The sequence below is a fragment of the Petrimonas sp. genome (assembly GCF_963921705.1).
Classification (GTDB): Bacteria; Bacteroidota; Bacteroidia; order Bacteroidales; family Dysgonomonadaceae; genus Petrimonas; species Petrimonas sulfuriphila.
Genome location: NZ_OY997410.1, coordinates 2,948,650 through 2,962,220 on the forward strand (window position 1 = coordinate 2,948,650; position 13,571 = coordinate 2,962,220).

Sequence of the window (13,571 nt, forward strand, 5' to 3'; positions counted from 1 at the left end):
ATTTAATAACAAAACTGTTAGTAGATAACGCATTAAGAAAATCCTCGATTCCTCTATGAAAACACCGGAACATATGTATTTAGATAGAAATTAGAAAATGTAAACGGAAATCCGCTAGCAAGATCAGCCTTTCTCCCGGATAATCAACTTTTTTGTCTTATAAGCCTAAAGCGGTTTTTAGGACTAATCACACTTAAAAAATAACAAGTTTAATTAATAAAAAGTAATCAACATGAAAAGTAATGAAATCAGTCGTCGTCGCTTTATAGGTACATTAGCTGCCGCCACAACAGGGGTAGCAGTATCGGGCATTACGCCCGTTTTTGGAAATTCCCGGGACACTTCGGATAAGCTTGCCCTTCTCGGTGGAACCCCTGTCCGGGGGAATAAGAAATGGCAGACCTGGCCGCAATGGGATGCTGAAAAATTCAATCCTAAAATGAACGAAGTGATGGGTAACCGGGTTTGGTCTCGGAGCCGCAAGGTTGCTGAATTTGAAAAAAAGTGGGCAGAAATGCACGGGTCGAAACATTGTCTCACTACGGTTAATGGTACTAACGCTTTGAGTGCAGCATGGATGCAATCGAATATTGGTCCTGGCGACGAAGTAATCTGTTCCCCTTATACCTTCAGCGCTTCAATTTTCGGCATCCTCTATAAAGGGGCCATGCCGGTTTTTGCAGACATTGATCCGGAGACATTCCAGATTGATCCCAAACAGATAAGGAAAAAAATTACTCCTCGGACCAAGGGTATTTTACCAGTTCATATTTGCGGATATCCATCTGATATGCCAGAAATTATGAAGATTGCCAAGGAACATAATCTGTTCGTTGTGGAAGATGCTTGTCAGGCTCACTTGGCAGAAATCGGAGGTAAAAGAGTCGGAACATTCGGTAATGCCGGTTGCTTCAGCTTTCAGGCATCGAAAAACCTTCCTATAGGCGAAGGAGGAGGAATCCTGACTGACGACACCGAATATTTTGACCGGCTGTATTCGTACCATAATTTCGGCTACGCATCAGGGTCTGTATCCGGGCAAATAAGTTCTATTTCGGCGCTCATCCTGGCAAACAAAATTCGTATGGCTGAGTACCAGGCTGTAATTGGATTGTGTCAGTTGGAAAAACTCGAAGAGCAACACAAAATCAGGAACGAAAACGGAGCTTACCTGAATGAGAAACTTGCTGCCTATCCCGGTATCACACCGGTCAAATTGCACAAGGGTGCAACAGCGGCTTCCTATTACATTTACTCCATGGTTTACAACCAGGACAAACTTGACGGACTGCCGCGTCAACGGTTTATCGAAGCGCTCAGTGCCGAAGGTGTTCCGGTAGGGACCGGTTATCCGAACGATCCTCTTTACGGTCAGCCGATGATGCGTGAGGTATTCAAATCCGAAATTTACCAAAAGGTTTACACTGCAGACGAATTGGATTTTGAAAAATATAAGCAAAAAAATCACTGTCCTTCCTTGATTAAAACTTACGGTTCAGCACTTTGGATTTGGAATGGCGGACTCATGCTCGGAACGAAATCCGATATGGACGACATTATCAACGCTGTAGATAAAATCCATAACAACGTTGCGAAACTCAAATAAATACAAGAACTGCGTAATATTTTGCACACAGGTTGTCTGCTCCGGCTATACAAGATAGTCGCATGCCCGGTTTGAATGGAAATATATCGACGGTTAGATTCTACCAAAATTTTGGGGATACGTTTGAATGATTTTTCCGTATTGAAAACCTGGCATGCGCCGGAGTATATCTTCGCCGAAAACACATGGCTGAAGCAGTAATTATTCTGTCAACCACAAATACATTACAGAAACGAGGTATGAGATTTTGCATTATCCTTTTTTCCTTTTCTCTATTACACTCATTTATTGTGAACGCACAGGACACTTTTAAATGGACATTAGAGCAGGAAACGGCAGCGTGGTCACCGAGAGATTCACAGGGAGAAGTTGTACATAACGGATATATGTGGATATTGGGTGGGTGGCATAACTCATACGAAGCTCCTCCCCGAGATGTATGGCGATCGAAAGACGGCAAGAACTGGGAGCTTGTATTTAGAAATGCTCCATGGATACACAGTGATTTACCTATGAGCATATCTTTTAAAGGTAAAATGTGGATGATGGGAGGCTGGTACAATGGCCGCTTAGAAAACCGATCGGCCAGCCATATGGTTTGGTCTTCTCAAGATGGTAAAGATTGGAATTTGGTTACCCAAAATGCAGAATGGACTCCGCGATGTGCCGCAGCAATAGTTTCTTTTCAAAACAAGTTGTGGATATTAGGAGGAACTACAGACTATTATTATGGTAACAAAAATAGTCTTTTGAATGATGTTTGGTGCTCGGATGATGGAAAAAATTGGACACTTGCAACAAAAAATGCGGAATGGTCACCCAGAGCTTTTCATCAAGCTGTCGTATTAAATGATCGGATTTATGTAATGGGTGGAGGAAACTATGACCCGGAATATTGGGGTTATAATGACGTTTGGAGCAGTTCGGATGGTGTTCATTGGCAAAAAGAGACTGAAAATGCACAATGGCACGAACGAATATGGTTTTCTTCAGTAGTATACGGAGGGTATATGTGGATGATAGGAGGTTGGTCGGGAAACCCTTATAAGAATTGGGATGATGTTTGGTATTCAAAAAATGGTAAAGACTGGAAAGAGTTAAAAACGGAAGGATCAAAATGGAAGGAAAGACACGAACATGCTGTTTTTGTATTTCAAAATAAAATATGGATAGCCGGAGGAATGATCCCGCCGTTAAGCAATGATGTCTGGTCTCTGGAACTTCCTTCCGATTGGTAATGTAATACAAAGGAAAAAAATGCATTTGTTCCAGACCGGCTTTACAAACATCTATTTTTTATTTTAATAAAAATTTACTTTTTGAGGACAAACTTGAATTTATTAAATGGTTGAATACCTCTATGGTGATATTACGATTATTTATATTTTTGATTACTGTATCAATCGCAACTTCCCTTACTGCATCCGAGGGTATACGCATCATCCTTTTTACGATTGATGGGCTCCATTGGAAGGCACCTGAGAAATTAAGGATGCCTGTTTTAAATCAATTGAGAAATGAAGGTGTTTATGTGGAGAAATCCTATATGATTATCCCCCATCACCCTACTGTGGGTGATTACAGCAAATACAACAGCTGTTCTTTTCCTAATCCCATGCTACACCAGGGATCTCTGTTTATCTCATCCGAAAACAAGATGGTACAGGAGGTTGTATCCACAAAACACACCTCTGCTTTTGTCGTGAACACCTCAGCCTATCGATCTGTGGCCCGGGGGTTCAACACAAGCATTATGGATTCAAATTTATCTGACAAAGATGTGGTAAATAACGCAATCATGTTGCTAGATAATCAGGATATCCGTTTTATGCGGATTCATCTTCAATCACCCGGCACCAACGGTGAATCGGTAGCCTTGCATAGCGCAGATAAATCATACAGCAACAACATCTGGGCTCCAGGATCTCCTTACATGGATGCGATAGAAAGTGCAGATAAACTCCTAGGTGATTTCGTTTCTTTTTTAAAGGAATCCGGCAAATGGGCGAATACTATTTTAATTGTCACATCCGATCACGGACAGAGTGACAACGGATGGCACCCTATGCTGGATGAGAATAGTTGGATAACACCCTTACTATTTGTTGGAAAAGGAATCGCCAGAAATAGAGAATTACCCTATTTTGAACATACCGACCTTGCTCCAACCATATTGTGGTTATTGGGTATGCAACCGCTAAAGACCGAAAGCGGAAAAGGAATTATCATTAGAGAAATTAAAGAGGAATATAGTTCAGGTGGTTTTTATCATCCACGTTTTATAAAAAAAATTAATCAACAGATTAAAGAATACAGCATTCTCCTTGCAAAATTGACTTTGGCATCTGATAAAAATTTTGCAATTGCCAATGTAGTTGCTTCTCTCGAAAACCAGAATCTGACACCTGAGCCTTTCTATCATCAGGACCGGATTATGGAATGGCACAATGCAGGATCGGCTGAACACTTGATAGAAGCAAATGAATTAATTTTGAACCGAATGCGGGAATTGGTAAAAAAGAATTCTTTATGATTATAAGAACAAAATATACTTTGAAAAACTTATTTCATCGTCTTGTCAAGATTGTTGCTTTATTTCTAGCGTTGTTTTTTATCACGTCGCTTTATGCGCAAGATAGTTTCCAGTTGGAAAAGCAAAAGGCTTTTGAGATTGTCTTCGGCGAAGCTACAATACTTGACCCGGTTATGGTGGAGAAGATAAAAAACGATACTCCCGGCAAACGCCATTACGTAGATGCAGACAACGACGGTAAGCCCGAAGAGGTGTGGTTTATCGATACCGACGCAAGACACAACGATCGCAACAGACCTATTCTGGTGAGGGTGATCGATGAGAATAATAATCTGGAGTTCGGCAAAGAGCCCGACAAATTTGGTGATTTATGGGTCGCCGACTGGCATGCGGATGGATTAGTAGATGCTGTTATAGGATATGAGGATACCGATAGTGATGGTGATCTGGATCAGATGGGGATGTATTTCGTGGACCGAAGAAACGGTTTGCGTGTCTGGTGGTTTATTGATGATGGTGATGATAACCTGCTCGGATATGATGTTGACTATTACTATTACCAGATTCCCTGCCAGGATCATACCCATTTCGGAGGAAACGAGAGCCTGATATCCATGTATTTTGATCCCGAAAAGAAAATCTGGACTCCTTTTTGGGAGAATCCTTTTCTTTTCTATGATGATGACCAGGATGGAATTACCGAAGAGGTGGTACGCATCGAAGGTGAAGGTGACATCATGCGTTTCCTGAGATGGAGCTTCAATGTCAATCCCCGGGAAGGAGAGCTGCGCAATTATGACGTGGGGATTACTGCATGTGCTCCCGGTTGGAGTATCACCAAGGAGAGGAACAGCGATTTCTCCTTCCGTCTGGCAGATGACCAGACCGAGACCTTCCAGGTGAGAGGCTTCCCCACCGGCTCGGTCGTGAAACGATCCACTGCCAGGGAGAGTCTGCAAGCGATTGAGTGGACACGTGTCTTGATGACATGGGATGAGATTGACCTCAATACCGCCTGGGACAGACCGGGAGACAAGATAGAGAGATGGGAGGGAATCATTTCTGCCGGATATAAAGAACCCGGTTATTATATGCCTCAGGTAGGGGGACCTGATTGCGGACCTTACAACAAACGATACGAACTTGTTACCGATCCAGTCGGCCAGAATAGCTTTTACTTCAATCCTTCTGACAAAAAGATACATATCAGGGGAAGCAGTAAAACCTGGATCAACGTTGACTTTAACGGTGACCTGAAGACGGATATGTATTATCACTGGAAAGACAGAGACCTGGACGGTATTGCAGAACGACTCGAGATTGATCTTGATGGTGATGGGGTAGTGGATGATTCTTTCGACTTGCATATCAGTGATATCAGTGTTATTGGTTGGAACTTCACCGACTTTAACAAAGTGCATGTTCCTGTCTTGGAAAATGAACCTGAAAACAAGTATTATCTGATACAGGCACTATTTGAGGCTTTGCGCAAGAGGGGTGGCGGAAATGAAACGGATGCTGTTTGGGTATTTCTCCAGAACAGGCTCAAGGGAAATGGTTTTAACGATGAGTTGGCCGAACGTATGATTGTGAGTGATGAATCAGTGTTGTACTACCTTATGCTGGTACAGGATAGGCTGATAGGTCAACTCAAACAAGGTAGCATGGGAAGTGATTCATTCTGGAAGCGGTTCAACAGTGCAAGAAGTGCCGGAGATACCCGGAAAATGACGAAGGAAGTTAATCGCACCTTCAATACAGAGGATCCTGCTGTGGAGTACGAAACATGGGTCAACGGTTTGCGGGCAAAGGAAGAGAAACAACGCGTTGCCTGGGATAACCAGTGGCTTCCACCCAACTGGGGATGGGAATCGGAGAAAGTTGCTTTCCGTTTCTATGATGGTCATTTTGATCTATTCGGCAAAAGAATCGATACCCTCATATATCCCAGGATTAGAGAAGGGAAAAACTACCACAAGGATATTAATAAGTGGGGGATGGATATTCTTCATGTCGGAAAGACAAGTGGAATAGGTGGATTAACGCTCTATGTCAATGGGAAAGCTTTTCCCTTAAGGAATGAAAAACAGCCCGGTGATCCGGTTTTCACCTCAAAACTGATTGAGGAATCAAACAACCTGATAAGGCTGGAATTTGTGACCGAGAATGTGGGGCCTGCGAACAATCCCTACACCGTCAGAATTCAGCCTTCAATCAATGCCGGCAAGAATAATTCGGATGTGTATATCTTTATAGAAGGCGGTCGTATGGATGACAAAATTGAACTGGGTATCGGACTTACCCGGCTAAAGGAAGAAGCCTTTTATTGTGACAATGAAAAAGGGTATATGGCCAATTGGGGAATACAAGAGCCTGAAATTGGATGGATAGGTTTGGGTATTTTATTTGACCAGAAAAAATATATGAGAGTGGAAAACGATAAGGATGAACACAGGGTTGTCTTACAGTACCAGAAGAATGAGCCACTGACTTATCAAATCAAAGGCATGTGGCTGAAAGGTGAGCGTTTTCCTATTTCTGTATCTCCAAACGACTGGTTCAAGCTTTTGGAAAAATCAACAAATTAGTAGGAAATAGGTATTTTATATCACATTCACGTTTGTTTTCATTCGGTATCTCACTGATTATTTATCATTTATACGATGGGACACTCTTTGTTTGAGTGTTCATTTTTTTTAATGGTCTCTACTACCAAAAAAATGGAAGAAAATACATAGCTGTCAGCTAGATGGATTGGTTCATCATGAAAATTCTTGGGATTATTTTGACCATTCTGCGGTATTTGAGGGAAGGTCTTCGGAAATCTATGTTTGGCTTTTTCTTAAAATCCTTTTATTTGCATCTGGTATTATATAAATTAAAAAAAATTGGAAAGATCAGCTTAACATAGATGCTTCACGAGATAGGGGAAGATTACCCGCTGGAGACAACTGCATCATCTATCCAGGTTACAGGAAGCTCTATACTTCGATACGATTTGAAGCGATGAGAGATGGCATTGATGATTACCAATTATTGAAGATGGTGGAAGAGAAAGATTCAACAAAGGCAAGAGAATTTGCCAATAACCTTGTTATTGATTTTGATCAATACGACAACAGCGTAACCCATTTCAGAAAGATCAGAAAGCAGATACTTGAATTTCTGTCAAAATAATATTTTTCCCTATGAATAGCAGAAAACACCTCTTGTCTCTCATAATCTGGTCAGCAGTTCATCTTATATCAGCCACCCCTCTCAATTATCGTGATTGCTACGTACTGCAGAATGGTGATTCACTGGTTGTTGGTAATACCTGCATCAGACGTGTCTATGAGTTGAACAACGGCAATCTGATTACACGTTCGCTTCATAACGAGATGAGTGGTTTCTCGTGGGAATCACAGACAACTACTCCCGATTTAACCCTACCTGGTTACAACAACCCTGCCTCACTGATTTCTTTGAAAAGTTATGTCGTCCCCGAAACTATGTCTCAGGAATCCTATCTGGAAACGGAGATCATTTTCCAGATCGATCAACTTTTCATTAAGCAGATAATTCGCCTCTATCCCGAAACACCTGTTGTGGGAAATGATTTCTACTTCAAAGGTAAATCTCAAAACAGCAGATGGTACGACAAGCAATTTTTTGCTGATCAGTTAACCGATGTGCGGTTTGTGGCCACAGGAAAAGCCTCATCCAAAATGCCCGTGCTGGAGAGCATCCATCTTGGGGGTAAGCATTGGCAGTATAAAATCGTTAGCCAGTATGAAATGACCGATCATCTCAACAGCTTGGTGACAGTTGAAGAGCATCAGGCATACCACCCGAGGCTCTATAAGGGAAACCTTCTGTTTGCCCTTAACAATGAAAAAGAAGAGGGGTTTTTTTTGTTAAAAGAGTCACCCTCTTCACTGGCGCAGTTGAAGTATACCAATGCCGATTTTTTGGCATCATACGGTAATGTACGCATAATAAGTTCGGGTATCGATGAGGATGATATTAGCGCTGACAAATGGACCAGTAGTTACTCTACAGTTTTGGGTCTCTTCTCAAAAAGCGAATACAATGCCCTCTTGGGACTCAAAAAGTATCAGTCACGAATCAGAAAGGTGATTCCGGATAGAGACGAGATGATCATGATGAATACCTGGGGTGATAGAGGTGTGGGAAAACGTATCAATGAAGCATATATACTCAGAGAACTGGAACTTTGTCATCAGCTTGGGGTGACCCATTTTCAGATAGATGACGGTTGGCAAACAGGCAAAAGTCCTGCAACAACGCAGAATGGTTCGTTCGACAATATCTGGGAAAGATCAGATTACTGGAAGCCCGATCCTACAAATTTCCCCAACGGATTAAAATATGTGGTTAAAAAAGGAAAGGTGCTGGGTATTGAGGTCTGCATCTGGTTTAACCCCAGTTATACAAATAACTATATCGACTGGAAACGCGATGCGGAGGCATTGATCTATCTTAATCAACAATATGGCATCAGGACATTTAAAATTGACGGATTAAGGATTCACAACAAAATCTCGGAAGAGAGAGTAGACAGTTTGCTCTCTACCGTCGCTAAAGCCTTGAGCTACGATGTAGTTTTCAACCTGGACGTGACTGCAGACAAACGGTTTGGTTTTCACTTTAAGAATAAATACGGAAATATCTTTCTGGAGAACAGATATACCGACTTTGGAAACTATTACCCTTATTGGTCATTGCGTAACCTATGGAGCCTTTCCAAATATGTTCCAACCAGGAATCTTCAGATTGAGTTTCTCAATAAATGGAGAAACAGAGAGAAATATAATGATCCTTTTGCGCCGGAACATTATGATTTTGAATATCTTTTTGCAATCACAATGATGGCACAGCCTTTAGCATGGATGGAAGCACAAAACCTACCTGAAGAAGCATTCGGGCTGAGCCCAGTAATCAAAATATACCGGGAGATTCAGTCTGATTTACATAACGGTTATATCCTCCCCATTGGAGATATACCCTCTGGCAGGTCATGGACTGGTTTCCAAAGCATTAATAACGGATACGGCTATTTCTTAATCTTCAGAGAAAACAATGAAGAGTATACTGCCGCAATTGAGACATGGCTGAAACCCGGTACAGCCGTCAAAATAAAAAAAATATTAGGCAAAGGCGAAGATTTCCAGACAATAACGGATGAAAATAGCCAGATTATCTTTAAATTAGCAGCGGCGAACAGTTACTCATTGTACAAATACAAAATCATTCAATAAATAATATGAACAGACGGAAATTTTTCAAAAAAAGTGTGATAGGTAGCGCTTCCCTGATGACACTAAATGGTTTTGGTAACCAAAAAGCCTGGGCTTTTAATAAAATTGACATAAAACCTGCCATTCTGGGTGGTGAGAAATCATTTACAGGCCAATGGCCCAAATGGCCAATATGGAATCCTGCGACCGATGAGAAGCAACTTCTCGAGGTCATGCGCAGCGGCGTTTGGTCGAGGAGTAAGGTTACAGACGAGTTTGAAAAAAAATGGGCACAGTTGCTGGGTGCTAAACGCAGCCTGGCAGTTGTCAATGGAACCAATGCATTGAACACTTCTCTTGCCCAGTTGGAGATTGGTTGGGGCGATGAAGTGTTGGTTACGCCCTATACCTTTATTGCTTCTGTATCCAGTATTCTGTTTAATGGCGCAATACCTGTATTCGTGGATGTAGATCCTGAAACATTCCAGATGGATCCCGATAAGATTGAAGAGAAGATAACACCTCACACCCGGGCAATTCTTCCGGTTCATATTCTCGGCCTCCCGTGTGATATGGAAAGAATCATGAAAATTGCTGCAAAACACAACCTGTTGGTCGTGGAGGATGCATGTCAGGCATGGTTGGCCGAAATTAACGGGAAGAAGGTGGGAACATTCGGAAAAGCAGGTTGTTTCAGTTTCCAAAATTCCAAAAATATGGCAATGGGGGAAGGAGGCGCAATCATCAGTGATGATGATGCGTTTATGGATCGCTGTTATTCCTATCACAATTATGGCAATCCACACGGAACCACGGCAGGACAAATTGGAGCCGGCACTGTGATGATCGGCACCAAGCTTCGTATCACGGAGTATCAGGCAGCAATTGGGTTGGCACAGCTGAAACGGCTTGAAGCTGAGACTGAATTGAGAAACAAAAATGCCACCTACCTCCAATCACTCATCGGTGATATACCCGGTATATCCCCTTATAAGTTATATAAAAATGTAACAAAAGCTGCATACCACCTTTTTCCCTTCAGATATCACAAGGAATATTTCAAGGGATTATCGAGAGCTGAATTCCTGAAAGCATTGCAGGCTGAAGGCATACCTTGTTCTGCCGGGTATAGTGAGTTGAACAAAATGCCTTATTTGAAAAACGCTTTTGAGAGCAAATATTTTCAGAAATTTTATCCAACAGAACGGTTGAATTATGAAAAATATGCGCAAGCAAATAAATGTCCTTTGAATGAGAAGCTTTGTAATGAAGAAGCGGTATGGATTTCCCAGAGTCTACTTCTCAGTTCAAAATCAGACTTAGATAAAATTGCGGGAGCAATAGAGAAAATTCAAAAACATGCAGAGCTTATAGTAGCTAAAACAAAATAACCACTAGTTGATGAAGAAAATAATTATACGGATTGGATTACAACTATTTTTCCTGTCGTTTTTTATATTACAGTTGCAAGCTGTGAATGATAACGAGGAAAAATATACCTGGAAAATCGGCACGGGACGAACCGTGATTACCCCAAACGAACCCACATGGATGGCCGGTTATTCCAGTCGCACTTCCCCGTCGGAAGGGAAATTGCATGACTTATGGGCTAAGGCTCTCCTGCTGGAAGATGCACGAGGCAATCGTTCCTTGCTTATTACGATGGACATACTGGGTGTTTCAAAGGATTTCTCGGATGAGGTGAGAAATCTGATAAACCGTAAATACAACCTGAACAATTCGCAGATAATTCTGAGCAGTTCCCATACACACTCCGGACCTGTCATCTCTCGCGCATTGCAGTATATCTATCCAATGACTGAGCAGGATTGGAAGGTTGTGGACAAGTATACAGAACAACTGAAAGAGAAGCTGGTTGAGTTGGTTGACCAGGCGATAAAAAATCTACAACCGGCGCACATTTATACGCAAAACGGTATTACACGCTTTCAGGTGAACAGGCGTAACAACAGGGAAAACAGCATTACACCTACCACTGAACTGAAAGGCCCCAACGATTATGCTGTGCCGGTCATTAAGATCGAATCACCGGACAAACAATTACTGGCTGTAGTTTTTGGTTATGCCTGCCACCCTACAACATTGTCCATCAATATGTTCTCCGGAGATTATGCCGGGTTTGCCCAGCTGGAACTGGAGAAACGCTATCCGGGTGTAACAGCCATGTTCTTTCAGGGCGCCGGTGCTGACCAGAATCCTCTTCCCCGAAGAACCGTTCCTCTGGCAATTCAGTATGGCAAGCAACTTGCTGCCACTGTCGAACGGGTTCTTTCTGAAGAGATGCCTCAGCAGGAGAGCAATCTGATCACAAGGTATTCCGAAATAGATCTTTTGATCGATGACCCTCTTCCAACAGAAGAACTACAAGTTATAGCCAAAGGTAGTGATTATCAGGCCAGATGGGCTAATGGCATCATCAGTGAACTGAAAACTAAGGGCCATTTGATTAAATCTTACCCGTTTCCTGTTGGATACTGGCAAATTGGCCAACAGAAACTGTTTATTCTCGGAGGAGAATCTGTGATTGCATACAGCGTGAAATTGAAACAGACTTACGGGGAGCAGATTTTTGTGATGTCATATGCCAACGATGTTATGGGTTATATACCTTCCGAAGTGATCCTCGAAGAGGGAGGATATGAGGGTGACACCTCACAACGGGTTTATGGTTTACCTTCCAAATGGAGTAAATCAGTAGAATCAAAGATTATTAGCGAATTAAAAAATATTACAACAAAATAAAATCATTATCATTTGAAAAGATTAACATCATGAAGAAAAATTTTTTGTTTTACAGTGCTATACTATTACTAGCGTTGTTTTTTACTCAATGCGTTCAACAAAACAAGCAAGCAAATCTAAGTGAAATTTCCTCTGGGAATCAAACCGATACAATGATTGCCAAACGGTATTTTTCAGGTTTTGAGGATGCACACGATACCTATAATGCAATTACGGAAGCAAGCGACGGAAAGATTTACTATATCCTCTCCTCTACTCGTCACGATGTGGGCGGTCAGATGTATTCATATGATCCTCAGCTAGATAAAACAGAGTTTATAGCCGACCTATCTGAAGCATTGGGAGAGAAAGAACAAAACTACATTGCGCAGGGAAAAAGTCATACCGAATTTTACGAACATGACAATAAACTGTACTTCTCAACTCATGTAGGTTACTACGAAATGATTGACGGTGCGGAACATTTGCCGAAAAATGCACCGGAAGGCTACAAGCTTTACCCGGGTGGTCATTTTCTCTATTATGACATGAGCACCAAAAAACTGGTAAGTCTCGGACTTGCCCCCGACGGAGAGGGGATTCTCACCATGACCATGGACAAAGAGAGGGGACACCTTTATGGTATTACCTGGCCTAAAGGATATTTTATCGACTACGACCTCAATACCAACAAGATGAACAATTTAGGCCTTGTTAGTGAACAGGGAGAAAACGGTGTAATCGGGAAAGACTACAGGGTGCTCTGCCGCTCTATGTTCGTAGATCCAAGGGATGGCAATGTCTATTATTCTGTTGCCGAAGGAGACATCTATTATTACCATCCTTCCGATCCTCAACTGAAAAAAATGGATGGAGTGGATTTGAGACTCGATTATTTTGGGAAATTTGATGCCAGTGATGCCGGCAGTATGGGATATAACTGGAGAAAAATATACTGGTACGAACCGGAAAATAAAGCATACGGCGTGCATGGCAACTCCGGTTATCTTTTCACCTTTGATCCCCTTAACAAGAAAGTGGAGATTGTGGATAGAATTACTTCGGAACCGTCCAGAAAAAGTGGAATGTCCGACCAGTTCAGCTATGGTTATCTTGGATTCAAAATTAAAGACGGCGTTATCTATTATCTTACCGGAGCTCCTATCTACAAGGATGGCGTTAGAGTTGCCGGTCTTGATAAAATTAACATGGGTGCAGCTAAGGGCCTGGAACACCTGCATGTGGTAACATACAATATTCCCGAAAAGAAATACAAAGACCTGGGACCGGTCTTTTATGAAGATGGTTCTTTCCCTACTTATGTCAACTCAATCGCAATGGGGAGCCAAAACGACATTTACACACTGGCCAGATTCGAAAACAACGGAAAAGTCATTGAAGACCTGGTAAGAATCGATATAAAACGATAAAAGACTGTTACTAACAGGCT

At 41.9% G+C, this 13,571-nt stretch carries 9 protein-coding genes; all 9 read left to right on the plus strand.

Going from position 1 to position 13,571, the window contains the following annotated elements; translation table 11 throughout:
* Window positions 1–232: 232 nt before the first annotated feature.
* A complete protein-coding gene (locus AACM02_RS12410; protein WP_286850660.1) occupies window positions 233–1,606 on the plus strand; it encodes a DegT/DnrJ/EryC1/StrS aminotransferase family protein in 1,374 nt (457 codons plus the stop codon).
* A 239-nt stretch (window positions 1,607–1,845) separates the two neighbouring features.
* Window positions 1,846–2,844, plus strand: coding sequence for a hypothetical protein (locus AACM02_RS12415; RefSeq protein ID WP_332456115.1), 999 nt, complete (start codon window positions 1,846–1,848; stop codon window positions 2,842–2,844).
* 377 nt (window positions 2,845–3,221) lie between these two features.
* Window positions 3,222–4,139, plus strand: coding sequence for a sulfatase-like hydrolase/transferase (locus AACM02_RS12420; protein WP_339117460.1), 918 nt, complete (start codon window positions 3,222–3,224; stop codon window positions 4,137–4,139).
* Window positions 4,136–6,727, plus strand: coding sequence for a DUF4861 family protein (locus AACM02_RS12425; protein ID WP_339117142.1), 2,592 nt, complete (start codon window positions 4,136–4,138; stop codon window positions 6,725–6,727). Before AACM02_RS12420 ends, AACM02_RS12425 begins: the two co-directional genes overlap by 4 nt.
* Window positions 6,728–7,046: 319 nt before the next feature.
* Window positions 7,047–7,316 (plus strand): glycoside hydrolase domain-containing protein, encoded by a 270-nt coding sequence (locus AACM02_RS12430; RefSeq protein WP_339117461.1) that lies wholly within the window; start codon window positions 7,047–7,049, stop codon window positions 7,314–7,316.
* Window positions 7,317–7,327: 11 nt separating this feature from the next.
* The gene (locus AACM02_RS12435) at window positions 7,328–9,400 is read left to right on the plus strand and encodes an alpha-galactosidase (RefSeq protein WP_339117143.1); all 2,073 of its coding nucleotides are present in this window, start codon (window positions 7,328–7,330) and stop codon (window positions 9,398–9,400) included.
* Window positions 9,401–9,405: 5 nt separating this feature from the next.
* Window positions 9,406–10,770, plus strand: coding sequence for a DegT/DnrJ/EryC1/StrS family aminotransferase (locus AACM02_RS12440; protein WP_339117144.1), 1,365 nt, complete (start codon window positions 9,406–9,408; stop codon window positions 10,768–10,770).
* Window positions 10,771–10,780: 10 nt separating this feature from the next.
* The gene (locus tag AACM02_RS12445; RefSeq protein WP_339117145.1) at window positions 10,781–12,142 is read left to right on the plus strand and encodes a neutral/alkaline non-lysosomal ceramidase N-terminal domain-containing protein; all 1,362 of its coding nucleotides are present in this window, start codon (window positions 10,781–10,783) and stop codon (window positions 12,140–12,142) included.
* Between the two features lie 29 nt (window positions 12,143–12,171).
* Window positions 12,172–13,551: a hypothetical protein gene (locus AACM02_RS12450; RefSeq protein ID WP_339117146.1), complete on the plus strand. Its 1,380-nt coding sequence runs from the start codon at window positions 12,172–12,174 to the stop codon at window positions 13,549–13,551.
* The last annotated feature ends 20 nt before the right edge of the window (window positions 13,552–13,571 follow it).

Coding starts and splice junctions, on each gene's coding strand:
- AACM02_RS12410 (WP_286850660.1), top strand. CDS start 233: ATGAAAAGTAATGAAATCAGTCGTCGTCGCTTTATAGGTACATTAGCT.
- AACM02_RS12415 (WP_332456115.1), top strand. CDS start 1,846: ATGAGATTTTGCATTATCCTTTTTTCCTTTTCTCTATTACACTCATTT.
- AACM02_RS12420 (WP_339117460.1), top strand. CDS start 3,222: ATGCTACACCAGGGATCTCTGTTTATCTCATCCGAAAACAAGATGGTA.
- AACM02_RS12425 (WP_339117142.1), top strand. CDS start 4,136: ATGATTATAAGAACAAAATATACTTTGAAAAACTTATTTCATCGTCTT.
- AACM02_RS12435 (WP_339117143.1), top strand. CDS start 7,328: ATGAATAGCAGAAAACACCTCTTGTCTCTCATAATCTGGTCAGCAGTT.
- AACM02_RS12440 (WP_339117144.1), top strand. CDS start 9,406: ATGAACAGACGGAAATTTTTCAAAAAAAGTGTGATAGGTAGCGCTTCC.
- AACM02_RS12445 (WP_339117145.1), top strand. CDS start 10,781: ATGAAGAAAATAATTATACGGATTGGATTACAACTATTTTTCCTGTCG.
- AACM02_RS12450 (WP_339117146.1), top strand. CDS start 12,172: ATGAAGAAAAATTTTTTGTTTTACAGTGCTATACTATTACTAGCGTTG.